Origin of the sequence: Sedimentisphaera cyanobacteriorum, from assembly GCF_001997385.1 — a bacterium.
Lineage (GTDB): Bacteria > Planctomycetota > Phycisphaerae > Sedimentisphaerales > Sedimentisphaeraceae > Sedimentisphaera > Sedimentisphaera cyanobacteriorum.
Genome location: NZ_CP019633.1, coordinates 2,128,991 through 2,151,290, shown reverse-complemented (window position 1 = coordinate 2,151,290; position 22,300 = coordinate 2,128,991). Strand labels below are relative to the sequence as shown.

The 22,300-nt window shown below is 46.6% G+C and carries 19 protein-coding genes; 4 read left to right on the top strand and 15 right to left on the bottom strand.

Features of this window, described 5'->3' with window-relative positions:
- Positions 1-9: 9 nt before the first annotated feature.
- The 6 genes from L21SP3_RS08775 to L21SP3_RS08750 form a co-directional block, all read right to left on the bottom strand.
- Positions 10-1,065, bottom strand: coding sequence for a site-specific DNA-methyltransferase (locus L21SP3_RS08775; RefSeq protein ID WP_077540678.1), 1,056 nt, complete (start codon positions 1,063-1,065; stop codon positions 10-12).
- 7 nt (positions 1,066-1,072) lie between these two features.
- Positions 1,073-1,852 carry a restriction endonuclease gene (locus L21SP3_RS08770; protein WP_077540676.1) on the bottom strand — a complete coding sequence of 260 codons (780 nt, stop codon included), beginning with the start codon at positions 1,850-1,852 and terminating at the stop codon, positions 1,073-1,075.
- Positions 1,853-1,926: 74 nt separating this feature from the next.
- Entirely contained in the window at positions 1,927-4,203 is a 2,277-nt protein-coding gene (locus L21SP3_RS08765; RefSeq protein WP_077541917.1) for a Tex family protein, read from the bottom strand.
- Positions 4,204-4,288: 85 nt separating this feature from the next.
- Positions 4,289-4,924: a metallophosphoesterase family protein gene (locus tag L21SP3_RS08760; protein ID WP_161488161.1), complete on the bottom strand. Its 636-nt coding sequence runs from the start codon at positions 4,922-4,924 to the stop codon at positions 4,289-4,291.
- A gap of 22 nt (positions 4,925-4,946) precedes the next feature.
- Positions 4,947-5,960, bottom strand: a complete 1,014-nt coding sequence (argC, locus tag L21SP3_RS08755; RefSeq protein ID WP_077540671.1) for an N-acetyl-gamma-glutamyl-phosphate reductase — start codon at positions 5,958-5,960, stop codon at positions 4,947-4,949.
- 451 nt (positions 5,961-6,411) lie between these two features.
- Positions 6,412-7,392 (bottom strand): alpha/beta hydrolase family protein, encoded by a 981-nt coding sequence (locus L21SP3_RS08750; RefSeq protein ID WP_077540669.1) that lies wholly within the window; start codon positions 7,390-7,392, stop codon positions 6,412-6,414.
- A gap of 235 nt (positions 7,393-7,627) precedes the next feature.
- Here L21SP3_RS08750 and L21SP3_RS08745 point away from each other — a divergent pair, with 235 nt between their 5' ends.
- Genes L21SP3_RS08745 through L21SP3_RS08730 form a run of 4 tightly spaced genes read left to right on the top strand, consistent with a single transcriptional unit; the run spans position 7,628 to position 13,502 of the window.
- Positions 7,628-9,247 (top strand): sulfatase-like hydrolase/transferase, encoded by a 1,620-nt coding sequence (locus L21SP3_RS08745; RefSeq protein ID WP_077540667.1) that lies wholly within the window; start codon positions 7,628-7,630, stop codon positions 9,245-9,247.
- Positions 9,248-9,266: 19 nt separating this feature from the next.
- A complete protein-coding gene (locus tag L21SP3_RS08740; protein WP_077540665.1) occupies positions 9,267-10,664 on the top strand; it encodes a sulfatase family protein in 1,398 nt (465 codons plus the stop codon).
- A gap of 2 nt (positions 10,665-10,666) precedes the next feature.
- Positions 10,667-12,067 carry a sulfatase family protein gene (locus tag L21SP3_RS08735; RefSeq protein WP_077541915.1) on the top strand — a complete coding sequence of 467 codons (1,401 nt, stop codon included), beginning with the start codon at positions 10,667-10,669 and terminating at the stop codon, positions 12,065-12,067.
- Between the two features lie 22 nt (positions 12,068-12,089).
- Positions 12,090-13,502: a sulfatase family protein gene (locus L21SP3_RS08730; protein WP_077540663.1), complete on the top strand. Its 1,413-nt coding sequence runs from the start codon at positions 12,090-12,092 to the stop codon at positions 13,500-13,502.
- An 80-nt stretch (positions 13,503-13,582) separates the two neighbouring features.
- On the opposite strand, the gene L21SP3_RS08725 is transcribed toward L21SP3_RS08730, so the two are convergent.
- The 9 genes from L21SP3_RS08725 to tpiA all read right to left on the bottom strand — a co-directional run bounded on the left by L21SP3_RS08725 (position 13,583) and on the right by tpiA (position 22,298).
- Positions 13,583-14,671 (bottom strand): MalY/PatB family protein, encoded by a 1,089-nt coding sequence (locus tag L21SP3_RS08725; protein ID WP_077540650.1) that lies wholly within the window; start codon positions 14,669-14,671, stop codon positions 13,583-13,585.
- Positions 14,668-15,966 (bottom strand): alkaline phosphatase family protein, encoded by a 1,299-nt coding sequence (locus L21SP3_RS08720; RefSeq protein WP_077540648.1) that lies wholly within the window; start codon positions 15,964-15,966, stop codon positions 14,668-14,670. The genes L21SP3_RS08725 and L21SP3_RS08720 overlap by 4 nt, the downstream gene beginning before the upstream one ends.
- Before the next feature lie 22 nt (positions 15,967-15,988).
- The gene (locus L21SP3_RS08715; protein ID WP_077540646.1) at positions 15,989-18,238 is read right to left on the bottom strand and encodes a S41 family peptidase; all 2,250 of its coding nucleotides are present in this window, start codon (positions 18,236-18,238) and stop codon (positions 15,989-15,991) included.
- 262 nt (positions 18,239-18,500) lie between these two features.
- Positions 18,501-19,049 (bottom strand): flavoprotein, encoded by a 549-nt coding sequence (locus L21SP3_RS08710; protein WP_077540644.1) that lies wholly within the window; start codon positions 19,047-19,049, stop codon positions 18,501-18,503.
- An 11-nt stretch (positions 19,050-19,060) separates the two neighbouring features.
- Entirely contained in the window at positions 19,061-19,264 is a 204-nt protein-coding gene (locus L21SP3_RS08705) for a DNA-directed RNA polymerase subunit omega (RefSeq protein ID WP_077540642.1), read from the bottom strand.
- A gap of 16 nt (positions 19,265-19,280) precedes the next feature.
- Positions 19,281-19,835, bottom strand: coding sequence for a guanylate kinase (gene gmk, locus L21SP3_RS08700; protein ID WP_077540640.1), 555 nt, complete (start codon positions 19,833-19,835; stop codon positions 19,281-19,283).
- Positions 19,825-20,706 carry a YicC/YloC family endoribonuclease gene (locus tag L21SP3_RS08695; RefSeq protein WP_077540638.1) on the bottom strand — a complete coding sequence of 294 codons (882 nt, stop codon included), beginning with the start codon at positions 20,704-20,706 and terminating at the stop codon, positions 19,825-19,827. The genes gmk and L21SP3_RS08695 overlap by 11 nt, the downstream gene beginning before the upstream one ends.
- Before the next feature lie 102 nt (positions 20,707-20,808).
- Positions 20,809-21,339, bottom strand: coding sequence for a preprotein translocase subunit SecG (gene secG, locus L21SP3_RS08690; protein ID WP_161488160.1), 531 nt, complete (start codon positions 21,337-21,339; stop codon positions 20,809-20,811).
- A gap of 122 nt (positions 21,340-21,461) precedes the next feature.
- Complete coding sequence (gene tpiA / locus L21SP3_RS08685) at positions 21,462-22,298, bottom strand: triose-phosphate isomerase (protein WP_077540634.1); 837 nt, start codon at positions 22,296-22,298, stop codon at positions 21,462-21,464.
- Between the last annotated feature and the right edge of the window lie 2 nt (positions 22,299-22,300).

Sequence of the window (22,300 nt, the reverse complement as noted above, 5' to 3'; positions counted from 1 at the left end):
AATTCTTTATTAAACCATTGTCTGTTCTGAAATATCTAACATTTCATAGCCGCTGCAGGAATCGAAAAGAGCATTTGCAGAAAAGTCTTTACTAATATTTTTCTGCGATGTTTCTATTGCCTGAGCAGAGCTGTCTATTCCAATCCAGCTTCTGTTGAGTCTTTCTGCAGCTCTGAGCGTACTTCCAGACCCGCAGAAACAATCTAAAACCGTGCTCGCTTCTATGGAAGATGTTTTAATTATCATCTCCAGCATTTTAGAGTTTTTTTCAGTTGGATAAGTAGGGTATTGGGGGTCCTTGAATTCCCATATATCCTGAACTCTCTTGCCTTCTTTTTCGTCTGCATATATTATTTTTCTCGGGTTGCCGCTGGAAGACCATTCCAGCAGCCCCTGTTTATCCCAGCTTTCCAGAGTTTCCACATCCACCCGCCAATGCCTTCCTGCTGGCGGCTTTATTCCCTTGAATTCCTGCGAAGACCTGCCGTTTTTCGTTTCTCCGGGTGCGTGGATCGGCACTGTAGTATATCGCCTGCCGTTCGAATCATTTTTAGGAAACAACTTTTCCCTGTCTTTCTCAGAATAATCTTCACGGGGTTCGTTCCAGATTGGATTTTTTCCTTTAGAATAAAAAAGTATCATATCCTTTATATTACTGAATCCAGTACGGTTGAAATTTTTGGGATTACATTTTATTCGAGTTATATCATTTCTGAAATTCTCAACCCCAAAAACCTCGTCCATCATTATCTTAACATAATGACCAATCTTGCAATCAGTATGAAGGTATATAGACCCTCTCTCTGATAGCAGCTCTTTTAGAAGGAGCATCCTTTTTCTCAGGAATTCTATAAACTCGCTTCCCTTCACTTTGTCTGAATATGCAAGACTGCCTGTTCTGGATGAACTTACAGTTGAGCTGCGATTCAAAGAAACCTTAAAATCCGTTCCAGTTGCAAAGGGAGGGTCTATATAAACTAAGTCTATACTGCCTTCTAGCCCTCTTTCTTTTATCAGAAGCTCCAAAGCTTCCAGATTTTCGCCTTTTATCAAAAGATTTTTCATTTCAACCTTATAAGCTGTACAAGAATTCTCTAAGCAGCAATGCACTCATTATATTCTTTTCAGCATAAATTTCAGTTAGTTCTGTGTACATTTTATTTTTTCCCGGGATGTACAATACGCCATCCAATACCGCTACAGCAACCGCATCAACCTCAGCATTCAGCGTTGCCAGAGCATCTCTGAACTGTGAACTTTGGTGTCCGCCGAAATCTGTAAGGAATTTTGCTTCTCCGATTACATATTTACCATTAAATCTTGCAACTAAGTCAAGCCCTTTATTGTGATTATATCCTAAATGTTCTTTTGCGAATCGCATCAAATGTACATCACTGCCTTTAAGAACAGCATCTTCATTATTGGAGACAAATTCCTCCAAAGAACAGGGCATGAGACCTAAAGATTTGCTTGCCGCCCATTTTCGAAACATAGGCCCTATCTGGCGGTTAGTTTCTTTTGCCTCGCTGCATTTCTGATAAATCAAATCCAACCCCATCTCATAAAGCCGGCCAGCCAATCTGTTTGTTGTTTTAGGGTTTCTTTCCAAGGCGCTTTTATCTCGCCGCAGGTACGCTACATAACTGTCCTTTATTGGGAATAAATCAAATTCAAGAAGGCGTCTAATCAATTCGTAATTATTGCCCTCATTGAATGCGGCTTCTACCTTGCCCCAAGCCTGCTGGTCTATATCTCTGATACCTTCAGGAATAGTAGGATAAACAGAAAACAAATCATCAAGGTAAGACCTTTGATTCGCATATTCAATGCTTAGCTCAAGGTATCTATTCATATTCCAATCTTTCACGCTTACTTAAGGAAAATCAAAACGGTATTATAAAATTATCGCCTTTATTAAACCTATTGTCAAAGCTCAATATTCAGGCCTTCTCCGAATGTGTTTGGGTTTTTGTTTTTTTTGTCAGGTTTTGGCTTTTTGTTTTCCGGTTTTCTGTTACGTTTGCGGTTTTCATTGCCTTGAGAGGATTGTTTTGGTTTGGCAGGTTTCCCCGGTGCTGCTCGCATACTCAGAGAAATTCGTTTCCTTTCAGGGTCAGCATCAACCACGGTAACCATCACCTTCTGATGAACCTTCACCACATCCATCGGGTCTTTGATGAATTTATCTGCCAGCTCGCTGATATGCACGAGCCCGTCCTGATGCACCCCAACATCCACAAAAGCCCCGAAAGCGGTAACGTTTGTAACGATGCCTGGAATTTTCATCCCGGGCTTTAAGTCTTTTATATCGCTGAGCCCTTCAGCAAAGCTGAAAATCTCGAATTTCTTACGCGGGTCTCTGCCGGGCTTTAGAAGCTCTTCTTTTATATCCAGCAATGTTGGCCGGCCAATGTTATCAGTTATGTATTTGTCGATTTCAATCTTGGAAACCAGCTGCCTGTTTGCAATAATCTCGCTAATGCAGCTGCCTATATCCGAGGCAATTTTTTCCACAATCCCGTAAGACTCCGGATGCACAGCGCTTGCATCGAGCGGGTTGCTTCCGCCTCTAATCCGAAGGAAGCCGGCAGACTGCTGAAAGCATTTATCCCCCACTCCCGAAACCTTACGAAGCTCTTCTCTGCCTGAGAAAGCCCCGTTGGTATCGCGGTATTCGATTATCCTGCCTGCAATCGCAGGCCCGAGACCTGATACGTATGTCAATAGCTGCCTGCTGGCTGTATTTATATCCACGCCCACACTGTTCACGCAGCTGATTACTGTATCGTCAAGGCCTGCCTTGAGCTTCTTCTGATCTACATCATGCTGATACTGCCCCACACCTATGGATTTAGGGTCTAACTTCACCAGCTCTGCAAGCGGGTCCATAAGACGCCTGCCGATTGATACCGCCCCGCGCACAGTTACGTCTTTCTCGGGGAATTCATCCCTTGCCGCCTCCGAGGCAGAATACACCGAAGCGCCAGATTCATTCACCATAACCACCGGAATATCCCTGCCGTGGTCTATAGCCTTGAGAAATTCGCCTGTCTCCCGGCTTGCTGTTCCGTTGCCGTAAGCGATTGTTTCAATTTCGTATTTCTCGCATAGAGACTTGATTTTTTCCTCTGCTTCTTTGCGCTTTGCCTCGCCTGTATGCGGGTAAACCACATCATCATAAAGCAGTGTGCCCTGCCTGCTAAGGCATACTAACTTGCAGCCTGTCCGGAAGGCCGGGTCTAGGGCGAGAACGCTTTTCTCCCCGAGAGCAGGGCTGAGCAGGAGCTCGCGGAGGTTCTCGCTGAACACCTTAATCGCCTCTTCATCAGCGAGCTTTTTGGTTTCCATTCGAATCTCAGTTTCCATTGAAAGGCTAAGCAGTCTTTTGAAGGCATCTTCTCCCGCAGCTCTAACCTGCATTCCCGCTTCATTCTCTGCTGCAACATACCTCTCTTCGATTATCTCAGCCGCTTTATCTGAGGGCGCCTCGATATGCAGGGTGAGCAGTTTCTCAGAAGCGCCTCTGCGCATAGCCAAAACCCTGTGAGAAGGGGCTGTCTTCACCGGCTCAGACCATTCGAAATAGTCCTTGAATTTTTCCGCTTCCTCTTCTTTGCCTTTAACAACCTTCGTTACGAATCTGCCTTCACTGCTGAACAGCTCACGGATTTTCTCACGTATCTCTGCATCCTCGTTTATTTTTTCGGCAATAATATCCCTCGCCCCTGCAAGGGCTGTCTTGGCATCTGGCACTTCCTTCTGTTCTTCGATGAATTTTTCAGCCTCTTTTTCGATGCTTTGATCTGACTGTTTAAGCAGAAATTCAGCAAGCGGCTCGAGGCCTTTTTCCTTTGCCATTGCTGCCCTTGTCCTTCGCTTGGGGCGGTAGGGAAGGTATATATCTTCAAGCTTGGAGAGCGTCTCAGCGGCCATTATTTCGGCCTTGAGCTTGTCAGTAAGCTTGCCCTGCTCTTCTATAGTTTTGAGGATTGTTTCTCGCCTTGAATCCAGCTCCTCAAGCTGAGAGAGCGTATCCCGCACAGAAGTAATCGCCACTTCATCAAGATTGCCTGTGGCCTCTTTTCTGTACCTTGCGATAAACGGTACGGTGCATCCTTCGCCCAAAAGTTTGGCAGCTGATTCAACCTGCTCCTGCCTAACGTTAAGCTGTTTAGAGATTTTAGATACGTGGTTTTTATTCATTTCAAATTCCAAGGTTTAAAAAATGTGCAGCCGATTCTTCTGCGTGCTGCACTGAAAAAATCTAATTGCCACTCCGAGCTGAAGTTCAGCTGTGAAACTCCGCTCCGGAAAATTCGAGGTTATTATCAAGCATAACAGTTGCGAAGCGTCTTTCCAGCCAAGCCCCCGGATTTATATAAACGGTTTTGCCTATTTTCTGGCTGCCCCAAGCCTCGTGAACGTGCCCGCTCACGGCTAATACAGGCTGATATTTCTCAGCGAATTCCCTGATATTCCTATTTCCCTTTCGTGAACTGCTTCTCCCGCAGCGGTCTGTTCCGAATGCAGGTTCGTGCGATATAACCGCAAGTTTGCGGCAGTTTTTCTCAGATGCGATGGAGTTTTCAAGGATGTCGTAGAAGTTTAAAGGCATTCTGCCCCGCTCAACTCCGCTAACTCCTGTAACGCAAAGTCCGCCCGCGTTTCCTGCCTGTCCGTGCACGCTGACGTCGAGATTCTCAATCATACGGGCAATCTCAAATGTGTCGCAGTTGCCCCCTACTGCAAACACGCTCTTGCAGAATTTCTTGATGTGTTTGATAATCGCCTCGCCTTCATCGTAGGAACCGAAGCCGGTTATATCGCCGGAAATCAATACTGCATCGGCTGTTTTGAGCTCTGATTCGAGCTCATCGCTTCGAGGAAAGCGAGAATGAATGTCTGAGAGTAAAACTAATTTCATACTGCTCCTTTCGGAAACGGTATCAAAGCAGGCCTTCCTTTTCATCAATCCCGAACATAATATTCATATTCTGGACTGCCTGTCCGGAAGCACCCTTAACAAGATTGTCTATAGCGGTGAAAACAGCAATTCTGCCCTTAACCGCTGCCGGATATATATGGCAGTAGTTCGTGTTGGCAACGTTCTTCACCTCCGGGGGACTATCCAAAACCTGCACGAAAGGTTCGCATTCATAGAAATCTTTGAATAAATCCTCCAGCTCTGCCTGCGATAAATCTTTTACAGGGCGGGTGTAGATAGAGGATATAATGCCTCTGTCGAAGCTTCCAATATGCGGCTGGAAAAGCACATTAACCTCGTCTCCTGCAACTGCTGCGCAAATCTGCTCGATCTCGGGCATATGCCTGTGCGAGCCGATTTTATACGGACGGATGTTTTCGTTGTGGTTTGGGAAATGCAGTCCGGGCGAGGGCTTCTTGCCGGCTCCTGTTGCCCCGCTTACAGCGCTTACGCATATATCGCTCGGATCTATGACCTGCGAGTTCAGAAGCGGAGCTATACCAAGGATTGAACCTGTGGGGAAGCAGCCCGGATTGGCTGCAAGGTCTGCTCCTTTAAGCTCGCTGCGGTACAGCTCAGGAAGACCGTAAACTGCGCGGGCTATATTGTCTTTGTCGGTATGCGGGGCGTAATGCTCCTGATAAACCTCAACATCCTTAATCCGATAATCAGCGCTGAAATCGACAACCTTAAGCCCCTTTTCCAGCATTTGAGGGACGAATCCCATAGAAACCTTGTGCGGAAGGCAGCAAAGTGCAGCATCTGCTGTATCTGCGAGTTTGTCGAAATTTAACGGCTCGATATCCAGCCCGCAGCGGCCTGTAAGCCGAGGGTGCATACTGCTTGCCGGCACAGAATCATCTGATGAGGCTGTGAGATAGGTAACCTCAGCAAAACGATGGCTGAGGAGTATTTCTATGGTATCTCTGCCTGTATAGCCGGTAGCTCCGATAACTGCCGCACGAATTTTTTTCATAAATTTTCCTAAAATTTGCTTGACTTAAAAAATAAGTTTGATATTTTTATATCAATAATAAAATATCAAACACAAAGCCAACACTACACTAATTACAGACACCTTTTACCATTAGCCGGGTTCAACACACCCGGCTGCTCTTTTTAAATACTAACAAAATTCCATTATCATTCAAGTATTACTATTTTTAATGAATAATCGGTTTATCCCAGACTAAAATCAAATAGATTTATGCCGCTTTGATGTTTATTATCAGCAGGTTACACTGATTTCACAAATATTTATTGAATGTAAAAAATTGTCTGAAAATAATTTATAAAATTCTTCCTGCCCTTAGGGTCTTTGTGGTTTAAAAAAATGAGAATCGTGGCTCAAAACCAATTATTCCATTGCAGGTACGATCTAAAACCGCAGCGCAAGCTAAACTGCCCCTAATTCCAACCGCTTCGGATTATTTCTTTTGCCACTTATCCTTTGGTTCAAGGATAGCGGCAATCTTATCCCCATCAAGCCACTCTTTCGCCTGCGGGTCATTTTTTAAGTATGAATCCCAAAACGCAGTACTCGCTGCCTTTATTATTGTGTGGTGGTTGGGGTTTCTTTTTCCCCATTTTCGGGGCTGACGATCTGTAAATGCAAGGTGTTTTCCGTTATGAAGAACAATCTGATACTTATCCCCCGCCGGCAAGGCTTCATACACCTTTAACCTCTCTTCCGGAGATGCAGTTCCGATTATACTTTGGTCTTTCGTGCCTGTCATAAGCATCCAAGGGCGATTAACAGAGCCGAAAGCCTCATCAGCAGATGAATTCTTGGGCACTGAAGGGCTCAGAGCTATAGCTGCCCTGATTCTGTCATCCGAATAAACCTTTCGCCCATTCCACGCGCTCAGCCCGCTTACTGCCTGTGTGGTAACAGCTCCAAATGAGTGCCCGGACATCCCGATAGAGTTTGGGTCTATGATTTTACCCAGCGAGTCATGCTTTTGCTTTGCCTTCTTTTCTATAAAATCCAGCACAGCCCGAACATCGTTTATTCTGTGCATATAGTTTTTCCCGTTAGCGGCTTGATTAAAGGCTTTCAGCCTCTCTCCAGCTGGCAAGTCTTCCCATATCGAGCTGTCGCTGCCCGGATGCTGCAAAAAGAAGCAAACAAAACCCGCACCAGCCCAATGCCTCCCGAGATATTCACAGCCGTATCTGGAACCGCCCAGCCCATGGCTGAACAATATGGCCGGCCGCCTTGCCTCGGCATTTTCGGGGCGGTAAACCAGTACCGGAATCTCTCTATCTGCTGCGCCATAGCAAACATTAAGCTCCTGAGTTATATACTCACCGCTTTCTCCCTTCAAAAGCGGGTCATACTCAGCCTGCGCTGTTTGGGCTAAACAAAAAGCAGTAATAAAGAGATACATTTTAAGTATATTGATCATTTTTCTGTTCCTTTTTTAGTTATAGACGTTCAAAGCTGTTAATTTGTTTCATATTTTTTATCGAACCTCCGCTTTCAGAAAAGGCAAAATGCTTAAAGTTTATATTTTCAAACCGCTATTTTATTCTTTTTTTGAAAAAATTCATTGCAAGCTGGTATTTAATATTACAGGAATTAATTTTTCGCGTTAAAGAATAAAAAGTGTTCTTTATGTTTAATAATATGGAGCTTAATAAATGGACAATAAGGTTTTAAGCAGAAGAAATTTCCTCAAGGCAGCAGGTGCAGGCGTTATTGCTGCCTCAGCGGGGAGCTACGGAATGGCCGCTCCCGCAAACAGGCCTAATATAGTTGTTGTGCTCGTTGACGATATGGGGTATTCAGATATAGGCTGCTACGGCGGCGAAATCGACACCCCCAATCTCGACAAACTCGCCCAAAACGGAGTTCGTTTCAGCCAATTCTACAATACAGCAAGATGCTGCCCAACGCGTGCAAGCCTAATGACCGGCCTTCATCCGCATCAAACCGGAATCGGGCATATGACAAACCCTCCCGGAACAAGAAAGCACGACAAAGGAGCGGTAGGCTATCGCGGATTTTTGAATAAGAACAATGTTACCATTGCAGAAGTCCTGAAAACCGCCGGCTATCATACATATATGGCGGGCAAATGGCATCTTGGGATGTCCGAAAGGCATCTCTGGCCTCTCCAGCGAGGTTTCGACAGATTCTACGGCATATTATCCGGAGCTTCAAACTTTTTCCGCCCCGAACATCCGAGGGGTATCACACGGGATAATGAACAAATAGAAATAAACGACCCCAACTATTACACCACCGATGCATTCACAGATAATGCGATAAAATTCATTAAAGAGCAGAAAGATCAGGAGCCTTTCTTCCTGTATCTGGCCTACACCGCCCCTCACTGGCCGCTGCATGCGAAAAAGGAAGATGTGGAGAAATTCCGCGGGAAGTATATGAAGGGCTGGGATAAGCTTCGCGAGGAAAGAAACAAGCGTCAGATTGAGATGGGGCTCTTGAAAGACTGGGAAATGGCTCCGAGGGACGCAAGGCCTTGGGATTCGCTCAGCGAGAAAAAGAAAGACGAAATGGACTACCGCATGGCGGTTTATGCCGCTCAGGTGCATTCAATGGACTACAACGTAGGCAAGCTCGTTGACTCGCTCAAGAAGCAGGGCAAGCTGGACAATACGCTTATTCTGTTTATGAGCGACAACGGCGGTTGTGCAGAAGGCGGCGAGCTCGGCGGAGCCCCGCTGGACAGGGTAAACAATCCGAAATACTACGGCTGCATCTCTTACGGCCGTGCATGGGCTAATGCCTCGAATACGCCCTTCAGGCGATACAAGCATTATGTTCACGAAGGCGGAATTGCAACGCCTCTTATAGCCCACTGGCCTAAAGCTACAGCTAAAACAAAAGGCACAATAACCCACGAAACAGGCTATCTGATTGATATTATGGCTACCTGCACCGACCTAGCGGGAGCAAAATATCCCGAGAAATTCAAAGGCAATGACGTGCACAAATCTGACGGCATAAGCCTCGTCCCGGCAATAATTACGGGAAAAAGAGAAGGCCATAAATATATGTTCTTCGAACACGAGTATCATGCAGCCGTGAGGAAGGGCAAGTGGAAAGCGGTTCGCCATAAGCTCTGGGAAGACGAAAACAAATGGGAGCTTTACGACCTTGAAGCAGACAGAACAGAGCTTAACGATCTTGCAGAGAAGAAGCCTGAGCTGGTTAAAGAGCTCTCACAAAAGTGGTATGAATGGGCAGAGAGAGTAAACTGCATTCCAAAGCCGGGCAGAAAAGTAAAACGCTAAATATAAGAAAGGCGATTAAATGAGACGAAGAGACTTTGTAAAATACGCTTCAGCAGCCGCTTTCAGCCTCGGAGCTGGAAGTTTGCTGGAGGCAGCAGGGCATTCAGAGAAGCCGAATTTCGTTTTCATTATGGCAGACGACTGCACATTCCGTGATATCGGCTGCTACGGCGGGCAGGCTCATACGCCCAACATAGACAAGCTCGCAACGCAGGGAATGAAGATGAACAACTGCTTTCAGGCCGCCCCGATGTGCTCGCCTACAAGGCACAACATCTATACCGGTCTGTATCCGGTTAAGAGCGGGGCACATCCGAACCACACCTGCGCAAAAGATGGCACAAAGAGCATTGTTCATTATTTAAGGCCTCTGGGCTACAGGGTTGCACTTTCCGGCAAGCGGCACATACACCCCAAAAGCGTTTTTCCGTTTGAATACAGCAGAAAAAACAACAACCCCGATATGAAGGTAATAGACGAGCTTTTCCACGATTCAAACGAAAACGGCAGTCCGTTCTGTCTGTTTGCGTGTTCAAATGAGCCTCATACGCCGTGGAACAAAGGCGATCCTTCAAAGTATGATTCGGAGGATTTGAAGCTGCGTTCTTATATACCGGATACGCCTGTTGTTCGTGAATCTCTTACCAAATACCTCGCAGAAGTAACATACTTTGATAAGCAGGTGGGGCAGATTCTCGATCTGCTCGAGAAGCACAACCTCGCAGAAAATACTATTGTGATGGTTGTCTCAGAGCAGGGCAATGCCCTTCCGTTTGCCAAGTGGACATGCTATGAAGACGGGCTGGGCTCAATTATGATTGTCCGCTGGCCCGGGAAGGTTAAGCCGGGCAGCGAGAGCAATGCAATCGTGGAATACGTGGATGTAACGCCTACCTTCATCGAAGCTGCGGGAGGAAAAGTTCCCGATGTGATTGAAGGCAGGAGTATGGTGAATCTTCTCACAGGCAAAACAGACAAACACAAGAGATATACTTTCGGCATCCAGACAACTAACGGAATCCATTTCAGCAAACAGCCCTACCCAATCCGGTCTGTTAGGGATGAGCGGTACCGGCTTATCTGGAATCTTATGCCTGATAACAAATTCGAAAATGCTGCAACTGAGAGGTCTAAAGAGTTTAAGTCTATGCTGAAGCTTGCAGAAAATGGCGACAGGCACGCAAAGCACTTTACCCATAAATATCAGCACCGTCCTGAGTTTGAGCTTTATGATGTTAAAGCAGACCCTGCAAACATCAACAACCTTGCAGACAACCCGGGCTATGAAGACACTTTCAAACGCCTCAAGGCAAGGCTTGATGAGTGGATGGCTCAGCAGGGCGATAAAGGCATAGAGACCGAGCTCAATGCAGATAAACGCAAATGGAAAAATGTAAAACAAAACAGGAACAAATAAAAATGAAACGAAGGGATTTTGTGAAATACGCCTCGGCAGCCGCTTTCAGTCTTGGAGCTGGAAGTTTGCTTGAGGCAGCAGGGCATTCAGAGAAGCCGAATTTCGTTTTCATTATGGCAGACGACTGCACGTTTCGTGATATAGGCTGCTACGGCGGCGATGCCCACACCCCCAATATAGACAGACTCGCAAAGCAGGGAATGAAGATGAACAGCTGCTTTCAGGCCGCCCCGATGTGCTCGCCCACAAGGCACAACATCTATACAGGACTGTATCCGGTCAAGAGCGGGGCATATCCGAATCACACCTGCGCAAAGGAGGGGACAAAGAGCATAGTTCATTACCTAAAACCCCTCGGCTACAGGGTTGCCCTCTCGGGCAAGCGGCACATACAGCCCGAAAGCGTTTTTCCGTTTGAGTACAGCGGGAAGAAGCACAATCCTGATATGAAAGCTGTCGATAAAATGTTTTCTGAGTGCACAGAAAAGGACACTCCTTTCTGCCTGTTTGCGTGCTCTAATGAGCCGCATACGCCTTGGAACAAAGGCGACCCTTCTCAGTACGACCCGGATAAGATTGTGTTGCCTCCATATCTGCCCGATACGCCGATTATGCGTAAAAGGTGGGTTAAATATCTCGCTGAGATAACATACTACGATGATCAGGTGGGACATATTCTCGATCTGCTCGATAAACACAAGCTCTCAGATAATACGATGGTAATGGTTGTCTCGGAGCAGGGAAATTCTCTTCCGTTTGCCAAATGGACATGCTATGAAGACGGGCTCGGTTCGATTATGATTGTCCGCTGGCCAGGGAAGGTTAAGCCTGGCAGCGAGAGCGATGCAATCGTGGAATATGTGGATGTAACGCCTACCTTCATTGAAGCAGCGGGCGGGAATGTGCCTGAAGTTCTCGATGGAAGGAGTATGCTGAATCTTCTCACAGGCAAAACTGACAAGCACAAGAAATATACATTCGGTCTCCAGACAACCAGAGGCATTTACTACAGTAAAGAGCCTTATCCGATCCGTTCAGTGAGAGATAAACGCTACCGTCTTATTTGGAACCTGATGCCGGATAACGAATTCCAGAATATGCTCACAGAAAGGCCTTATCCTGAGTTTAAGTCTATGATGGAGCTTGCCCAGAAGGGCGACAGGCACGCCAGGCACTTTACCCATAAATATCAGCATCGCCCTGAATTCGAGCTTTACGATGTAGTCGCAGACCCTGCTAATATCAACAACCTTGCAGACAACCCGGGCTATGAAGACACTTTCAAACGCCTCAAGGCAAAACTCGATGAATGGATGGCTCAGCAGGGCGATAAAGGCATAGAAACAGAGCTTAACGCAAAGAAGCGTCAGTGGAAATATGTAAGAAAACACAAAAACCAATAACTTAGAGAGGTTCGAAAAAAAAATGAAACGAAGAAATTTTCTAAAGTACGCCCTGAGCTCTGCTGTCGCCGCTGCGGCGGGAGGGACGCTCAGCAAAGCGGCTTCGCAGGATAATTCTCGCCCGAATGTGCTTTTGATTATGGCCGACGACTGCACCTACAACGATCTGCCCATTTACGGCGGGCAAAATGCTCTAACGCCTAATATCAACAATCTTGCAAGCCAGGGGCTTGTGTTTAACAAAGCCTATCTCTCAGAGGCGATGTGCGTTCCGTGCCGGTCTGAGCTTCAAAGCGGGCTTTATCCGATAAGCAATGGGGCGAGCTGGAATCATTCTTTTTGCAGGCCGGATATAAAAACAGCTCCGCACTATCTCGACAAACTCGGCTATCGTGCGGGTCTTGCAGGCAAAAGGCATATCAGGCCGGAAACTGCCTTCCCGTTTGAATTCCTCGACGGCTTCGACCAAAACTGCGTTAGAAACCCCACCAACCCTCACGATACCAAGTATATCAAGCGTTTTATGGAAGATGATTCTGCCCCGTTCTATCTTACGGTAGCCCTTGTTGAGCCTCACGTTCCGTGGGTTATGGGCGATGCGAGCCAGTATCCGAATAACGAGATAAAGCTCCCGCCAAACCTTGCAGACACACCGAAAACACGTACGAATTTCGGCAAGTATCTCGCGGAAATAACATATATGGATTCGCAGGTGGGAGATGTTCTTCAAGCCCTTGAAGACACCGGCAAGGCAGAGAATACCCTTGTGCTCTTTACTTCCGAGCAGGGCTCGCAGTTCCCGGGGAACAAATGGACAAACTGGGATACCGGAGTGCATACAGGACTCATTGCCCGCTGGCCGGGAGTTACTCCGGCAGGCAAGCGGACAGATGCTATGGTGCAGTACTGTGATTTCCTGCCTACCATACTCGATCTGGGCGGCGCAAATCCGAATCAGTTTAAGTTTGACGGCAGCAGCTTTCTTGAGGTGATAAAAGGCAATACCGATAAACACCGCGATTATGTGTACGGGATTCACAACAACGTACCGGAAGGGCCTCCTTATCCTATCAGGACAGTCTTTGACGGGCAGTACAGATACATTCGGAATCTAAGCCCCGACAGAATATACATTGAAAAGCACCTGATGGGCAATATGGATTACTGGCATTCGTGGGTGTCTAACTGTTTCAATAATGAAGATATGTACGAGCTTGTGGAGAGATACACCCGCCGGCCCGCAGAACAGCTCTACAACACCGCTGAAGACCCGTACGAACTGAAAAACCTTGCAGAAGACCCCAAATACGCTACAATTAAGCAAAGGCTCAGCGACAGGCTTGATAAGTGGATGGCAGAGGAGAATGACCCGGGCGCTCCAATAGATACGATGGAGGCTCTGGAAGCCTCGAGAGACTTAAACCATATGTACTAAAGCAAAACAACTTTTCTATTTTTTTTTACCTTAAAGGCTCTGACTATTCAGGGCCTTTTCTATGCGCTCAAGAGCGAGCCCTAAAATACTTCGGGGCGAGGCGAAATTAAGCCTAACCCAGCCCGGGGCGTCAAAGTGTACGCCGTCTGAAAGGCCAACGCCGAATCTCTCGAAGTGTCTTTGCGGGTTTTCCAAGCCAGTATTTGTGCAGTCAAGCCAGTAGAGATATGTGGCCTCGGGCTCGCAGGGGCAATCCCGTACTGCTCAAGCCGTTCGGTGATTAGATTGCGGTTTTCTGTGAGATATTCAAGCAGGGCCTTACGCCAGTTTTCACCATGCTGATATGCAGCTTTGGCTGTCTTTATGCCAAATACGTTTGGATGAGATGAGAGGTTTTCCTTGGCATAAGCGAATCTCCGCCTTATCGCTTTGTTTGGTATAATCGCAAATCCTGTCATCATCCCCGCTAGGTTGAACGTTTTAGAAGGAGACATCATCGTAATCGAATTCTGTTCGATATCTTTTCCCAGCGAGGCAATGGGTGTATGCCTGCTTTCACCAAGAAGAAGCTCGCAGTGTATCTCGTCGCTGCAGATAATCGAGCCCGTTTCGAGGCAAATCTCGGCTGCCCTTTCAAGCTCTTTTCGGTTAAAACATCTTCCTGTGGGGTTATGCGGATTGCAGAAAACCAAAAGAGCTTCACTGCCTGCTGAGAGCTTCTGCTGGAGGTCTTCGAAGTCTATCTCCCATTTGCTGCCGCTGAAAACGAGCCGGTTTTTTTCTAAGCTCAGCCCCTGAAACGGCGGAACGCTCAAGAATGGCGGGTAAATCGGTGTATTCACCACGGCTCTGCCTGCTTTTTCCGCTGCTCGGCAGGAGCAGTTTATCCCCGATACAACGCCTGCTGTATAGACAATCCATTCAGGCTGAATCTTCCAGCCGTAAAATTCATCCATCCTTTCTGTGATAATCTCGTCCAGCTCTTTGGCAAGGGTATATCCGAGAATTGGGTGTTCAGCCCTCTGCTTTACCGATTCAAGCACCTGCTCGGGGCATGCAAAATCCATATCCGCCACCCACATCGGCAGACACTCGCTTCTTCTGTATTTATATTCTTTGAGCGCGTAGGTGCCGGATTTATCAATAACTTTGTCAAAATCCGGTTTCATCTTCGCCCGGGGCTGCTTATGCGTTTAATGCCCCTGTCCTTTTCGATAAGCGGAATAATCTGATCTATTGAAAGGTTATCGGGCAGTATCGAATCGTCTTTAAGCCCGGCGAACAGGGCAAAGGAAGTGTCCTGAGTATGTTTTCCTGTAAATATACCCTTTGATGATATCTTGTTTGTTGCGAAAGAGGCTTTGAGGTTGAATCCGCCATTGCCCACTAGCACAATGTCCGGTCCGTGCTTGGCCTCGGGGCCGCTGTATATATTCTCGCCGCGATAGATATCCTTCACAACCTTCTTGCCGTTTATTTTCCAGTGTGCAAAGAGCTCCATAAGTTCTTTTACCACCTTAGGCCTGTCTGACCTTGAAACGCTTCCCTGCGGGTACTTGTCTTTGAGGTTTATGTATATCCTTGCCGGGTCGAGGGCGAAGGCCTTGCTGTGGTAGGCGATATTTTCCCAGCCGGGCTTGCCGGCGAATTCCAGATAACCGTTTTTCGCAAGGAAATTATTTACATATACATCGTAATCAAGCCTCTCGAAGCCGTGGTCGGACATAAGCACGAGCAAATCGTCTTCGTCCATCATTGAGGCAATCTCTCCTAAGATTTTATCGATCCTGCTGAAATGCAGTGTGAAGGCGCTGTTGTATTTGCTCTTCTCGTCTTCAAAAGCATCAAACATAAAGTGCATAAGCCGGTCTGTGCCGGTAAAAACGAGCATAAAGTTTTGCCAGTTGTTGTATTCGTTCCAGAGATACCTATACACAGAGATCCTCGCATCCAGCGTTGCCTCAACATCATCGAGAAAAGCGTTCATCGATTCATGGGCTTTCCTTGAATCCACATCAAGGCGGTAGTCGTAGCTTTTTATGTCGTTGAGTATTGTTGGAGGATAAACGCTCTTGTCGATATCTATCGATACAAAGCCTGAGATATGAGCCCCGTTCATCTTTCTTACAGGGTAGGTAGCGGGTACATTGATTATAACAGACTCTCCCGGCCATTCATCCCAGAAAGGGCTTGCTTTAAGGTTTTTGTAGTTCGGAAAGGTGAGCTGGTAAGAATTCGGCTTGAGCTCGGTAAACCCGTATATCCCGTGTTCGCCCGGGTTCCTGCCGGTAATTATAGAAGACCAAGCCGTACTCGATACTTCAGGTATAGCAGAGGATGTCTGCCGGAACACGCCTTTATCGATGAGCTCTGCCATATTAGGCATAACCCCCATCTCAACGAATTTCTCTATAACCTTTACAGGTACCCCGTCAAGTCCTACCAGAACAATTTTGCCGCTCATTGAAGGCCTCCCTAAAGCTGACTTAAAATTTTACATCCATACCCTCAGCAAGCATCTTGGCTTTCAAAACGATAAGTCCCATCTCAAGCTGAGGATCAGAGTTCACTGTTTCTTCTGCACTGTGTTTTTTCTTTCGGTCTTCCTCTTCGCTGAATACATGACCGTCCTGTACAAGTATGTCGTTGCCCTGCTGAACATCGAAGTAGTCTTCAAATTCGCTTCCGTACATCTCAAGCTTCACATCCGGTGCGATGCCCCAGTCTTTCCTGCCCGCCTCTTCAAGCTGATAGCGGTTTTTTACAGGCTGCCCTGAAGGCAGATAATAGAATGCCATCGTATATTTCAGCTGAGCCCCCTTGCCCGGAGCTGCTGTAACAGTCTGAACGCTACCCTTGCCGAATGTCCTCGAACCAACGAGAGTGGCACGCTCATATCTTGGGTCGCTCAGTGCTCCTGATACAATTTCCGATGCGGAGGCCGAGCCTTCGTTTATCAGAACCACAAGCGGGCAGTCCGGCAGGAATGTTTCGTGCTGGGCAAAATGCTCTTCGGGCATCCCCATTCGCGGCTTGGTACTTACGACCGGCCCTTTTTTGATGAACATATCAACGATATCAACGGCTGTTGAAAGCAGGCCGCCCGAATTGTATCTGAGGTCTAAAATCAAGCCGTTGAGGGCATCTTTGCGCATATCTTCAATGGCCTTTTTCATCTGCTCTGTTGTTGCTTCGGAGAAGCTCGTAAGGCGGATCAGGCCTATCTTGTTTTCCTCGTCTATCAGGTATGACCAGTCTTCCTCTTTCTGCCTCTTCCAGCCTTTAACGGTTGGAACGACAATTCTGCCCCTCTCAATCTTTATGATTTCGGTTTTGTCCGAACCCTTATGACGCACTTTAAGGCTTACGGTCGTACCTTCAGGCCCGCTGATCTTTGAAACAGCGCAGTTGATGCTCATTCCTTCAGTGGACACCCCGTCCACTTCAAGAATAACATCCTCAGCATCAAGGCCGGAGCCGAATGCAGGCGTGTTTGGAAGAAGGCTGTTTACTATTAGCCTTCCTCCTTCCTTGCTTATCTCAACTCCGATACCCGAAAATTCCTGAGTGATCGATTTCTGAAATTCCTTTACGAAAAACGGCCATACGATATTTGTGTACGGATCCAGCTCGCTGAGCAGTGATTCGGTAAAGTGCATTATTAAAACTTCAGAAGGAAGTTTAAGCGTCTTTTTGTTCAAAGCCAGCACTTCATTAAACGCCTGAAACACCTGGGTATGGTAGTAGTTTTCGAGTATTGAAGAGGTGTACTTTTCCTTTATATTCCGCACACCTGCAAAGTAATCGTTAATCCCACTTCTGTCGTAGCTTACTGCGATGTCTTCATCCGGGAATGAAAGAACCTCCGCAACCGTGATGCATCTGTCCAGCCCGGCATGCAGCATTTTTTCGAAATCCAGCGGGGTAATGTATGTGTACGTAAGCACTTTGATTGTCCGCTTGAGCATAATCAGCTCGATGCCCTCTGCCCTGTTTTCGGCTGTTTCGCAGGGAGAATCAATAAAACTGCTTTTCACAGTCATCTTCTCAAGAAGGTTATCAGCCTTGTCCTCATACTCCTGATTATCTTCATAGAGAGTATTCAGCCAGTAGTAGCAGCCGGTATAAGACTCTGCCCATTTGCCTTTGTCTTCCAGTTCAATCGCCTTGGAGATTGCAGTTTCCTTGAGGTTTTCCATCAGCTCGCTTTTAAGCAGCTCCTCATGCTGCTTGTCTGATGCGTATTCCTTGACATTGCTCATCGCAACAAAGAAATCGATTAGAGCTTCTGTTTCGCTGTCTTTTTCTTCCTCATCCTGGCTGTTTGGAGCGGTCGGAGGAGTTATGTTTTCAGGGCTATCAGAGTCCTGCTCGTCTTCTGCATCCTCTTCTTTTTCTTTTTCCTCAACGTACTGCTCAGCAAATTCATCAAGCTTGAGGATATTTGATTCCTTCCCGTTAAGGCAGTCGTCAATGAGTTCTTGGAGCTCTTGCTGCTTCTCGCTGTATTTGTCTTTGCGGAATTTCTCACGGCTTTCAGAAAACTTCTCATAGCTGCCCAGAAGATTTTCGGCCTTGTCAATGCCCTCTTCCGAGCTGTTTTGAACTATTTTCTCCGCCTTTTTGAAATTTCCTTTTGAAATTGCAATGCAGGCTTTGTTTAAGTCTTCTCCAGCGTATGCAGCTGTAAATAAAATCAGCAGAACCGCAGCAATTATGCTTAATCTGTTTCTCACGATAAAAACCCGAAATTAATGTTAACATTTTACAGAGTATTTTACAGATAGAGCTGTTAATGACAATCAGCTTTTTGAACTTTAAAAAAATGCTTGCGGAGTTTCCGCAGCAGTTATTGTATTATCTATTCAGATTTTCCGGTTCAGTTCGCAGTTTTCTGAAATTAAGCGATTTTTAAACAGCCGAAATCACCGGCTTTTGCGAAAAGTCGGATATGGTTTGTATCAAAGCCGGATGAAAAATAAAACGCAGTTCACTGAGCTACTCGCCCTGCCCCATATGACTGCAAAGCTCTTCCACAATCTCTTCAGGCTCTGTCATTCTGCCTATATTGCTTGTCCCGCAGGCGAGATGGCCGGACTGCGGGCCGATGGTTTTTACGCCAGAATCCTTCAGGAGCTGGATATTCCTCTGGGTTGCAGGATTGTTCCACATATTATTATTCATAGCAGGAGCGATGAAAAGATTTCTGTCCCAGCCTGCGCATAATGCCGAGCTGAGAAGATCATCGCAAATGCCGTGTGTCATCTTAGCAATAATGTTTGCTGTAGCAGGGGCTACGAGAATCAAATCGCTGCTGTTTACAGGATCCAAATGAGTGATAATATTATCTTTCGAATCCCACATAGATGTGTAAACTGGCCCTGCGCTTACCGCCTCAATGAGCTTGGGCTGGATAAGTTTGCAGGCGTTCTCGGTCATAATGGTTTTCAGCGATGCGCCTTTTTTACGAAGCCGAGAAGCTACGTCCGCTGCTTTGTAGGCTGCTATCCCGCCTGTTATTCCGAGAAGTACGTTCTTACCCTGCATAATGCCTTCTTCTAATCTTCTTCTATTTCGTATGTTATCTTATCTTCGAGAATTTCTTCAACAACGATCTCTATCACTGTTTTGTCTGCTGTATCCTCGATAAGCGGGCGTGCCCCGTCCATAATCTCGCGCATCCTCTTTTGTAGCAGAGCCGAAAGCTTAAAGCTCCCGCCAACCTTTTGATATATCTCGTCTCGTTTTAGTGCTTCAATCATAATAAAGACCTTTATTTTAATATGAGTTTATTATTGTCTGTACTTTACTTACGGCTTTATCAAGCACGTCATTCACTACAAAATGCTCGTAATGACTTTTGCCGATTTCAATCTCTTTGTCCGCCTCTTCAAGCCTTTTGCTTATAATCTCTTCGCTGTCTCTTGCTCTGCTGCGTATTCTCTTTTCCAGCTCTTCTCGTGAAGGAGGCATTATAAATATCATCGCAGCCTCCTGCCACTTATTTTTCACCTGCAGCCCGCCCTGAACGTCTATCTCGAGAATCACGTCCTTCCCGCTTTCCACAGCTTCCTGCGTTTTGTCTGTGGGCGTACCGTAAAGATTGCCGAACACCTCGGCATATTCAAGGAAAAGTCCCTTTTCGATGCGTTCTTCAAACTCGCTGCGGGTGATGAACCAGTAGTCAATCCCGTTCTTCTCGCCCTTTCCGGGCTGTCTTGTAGTGGCAGAAACGCTTAATACAGCGTTAGACTTATCGAGCCTTTTTACAATAGTGCCCTTGCCTACACCGCTCGGACCGCTTACTACAAAAAGTCTGCCATTATTCGACATTCTGAACCTGTTCTTTAATCCTGTCTATCCGGCTTTTCACATCTACAACAAGCTGGCATATCCCGGCATCCGAGGCCTTGCTGCCTATCGTATTTGCTTCCCTAAACATCTCCTGAGCAAGAAAATCCAGCCTCTTGCCGACTCCCCTGCCATCCTCGCTGATATCACGAAACTGCTTTATGTGCGATTTCAGCCTTGAAACCTCTTCCGAGATATCTGAGCGGTCTGCAAAAACAGCTGTTTCCCTGATCAGGGTGTTCTCTTCAACGCTTATCTTCCCATCTTTCAAGAGCTCATTAATTCTTTTTCGGAGCCTCTCTGAATATTCCTTAACTACAATCGAAACCTTCCCGGCAATGTCGTCCAGGAAAGATTCAATCTCATCGCAGTTTTTGAGAAGATCCTTCCTCAGCTCCTCTCCCTCTTCTCCTCGCATTGCGGTGAGCTTGTCGCAGGCGTTTGTTACTAACTCAACAGCCGCATCCGTAATCTTTGCTTTCTGCTCATCATCTATATCATAAGCCTCTATCACGCCGGGAAGATGCAGAAGGTTGGCGGCGTTTATCCTAAGCATGCTGCTCTTATCTGAAAAGCTGCTCAGCTGTTTTATATAGTAGTTCAGTGCAGACTGATTGAAGTCTATCAGCGGCTTCTCTTCAAGGGATTTAACTGAGAGCGTGAGGGTTATATAGCCTCTCGTGAATTGTTCCCTGAGCAGTTTGTCAATCCGTTCTTCCAGAAAGCAAAGCATTTCAGGGATTTTCAGGCTGGTTTTGAGAAACTTGTTGTTCACCGCACGAACCTGTACAGAAAAAGCCATCCCGCAGCTCTCAAGGTAAGCCTCGCCGTAACCTGTCATACTGTAAAGCATTGCAAAACCTTTAAAATAGATGAATGCTTATTTCAAACTACACGAGCAGCAGAGAGTTTTCTCACTGCTGCCCTGTAATTATTTTTTTATATATAAGCAGCTTTACTCTGTATTGTCCTGCTGCTCGGCTGCCTTTTCTGCGGCCTCACTGCCAATCGATTTGAGCTGCTCTTCTGCTTCACCGGCGCTTTGCTCGGCAGACTGCTGAATTTCATCAGCAGAGCTTTCAAGCTGACTCTCAATATCCTCACCGGTTTGCTCAGCTTCCTGCTGACCTGTTTCGCTCTGGCCGGATTTTTCTGCCTCTTCGTCTATAAGCATAGACTCATCAACAGCCTCAATATCCGGCTCTTTCTGTTTGAGCTGTTCCAGATCACTGGGGCGGTAATATTTCGCCATTACCACACTGAAAATAAGGAACACCGAAACAAGCCCTATCGTTACCCACGTAAGGAAGTCTCCGGTCTTAGTTCCCAGAAGGCTCGTAGAACCGGCACCGCCGAATGCAGAACCTAGCCCTCCGCCTTTACCTTTTTGTATAAGGATGATAAGTATCAGCAGAAGGCCAGAGAGAGCCCATATCACCGCTATGATACTCATTATTACCGGTACTTTGGCAAATGGTAGAAGCATTTGTTTTCCTTTAAAATTTCCTTCAAAGGCCGGCGAACAAACCATTGTATAAGGCCGGTTCGCAAGGCTTTTATTATTTCTTTAAAAAACTGAAAGGGTATAAAGGCACAATCCCCTTATACTTACTTATAAAGCTCTTCGGTTATTTTCACCATTTCATAGAAGCTGTCAACCTTGAGCCCAGCGCCGCCTACTAAAAGCCCGTCAACATCCTTGCAGCTCATCAGCTCTTTGGTGTTCTTAGGCTTAGCAGAACCGCCGTACTGGATGATGATATTTTCAGCAGCTTCTTTGCTGTATAGCTCGGCGATTACGCCTCTTACAAACTCGTGAACTTCCTGCGCCTGATCTGATGTGGCGGTTTTACCGGTACCGATAGCCCAAACTGGCTCGTAAGCGATAGTTACGTTAGCAAGCTCCTGCTCGCTGATGCCTTTGAGCCCCTCGCGAAGCTGCCTTTCGCAAACTTCACTGGTTTTGTCGGCCTCTCTTTTGAAAATCAGGCAGATATGACGGTTCAACATTTCGCAAACTTCACTGGTTTTGTCGGCCTCTCTTTCCTCAAGAAGCTCTCCAATGCACAGAATCGGTTTCAGTCCGGCTTCAAGTGCAGCTTTGGTTTTCTTGTTGATAAGCTCATCGCTCTCGCCTATTACATGCCTTCTCTCTGAGTGGCCTGTGATAACGTATGAACAGCACACATCTTTGAGCATCTCGCAGCTTATCTCGCCAGTGAATGCGCCGTTGCCCTCGAAATATACGTCCTGCGCGCCAACTGCAACGTTACCGTCAACAGAAAGGCTTTTCGCAACAGACTGAAGATAAACAAATGGCGGGCATACTGCCACGTCCACACCCTGAATATCTGCGATTGCCTTTTCGAGCCCTGATGCCAGCTCTAATGCATACTGACTGTCGGTATTCATCTTCCAGTTTGCTGCTATGAATGGTTTTCTCATTA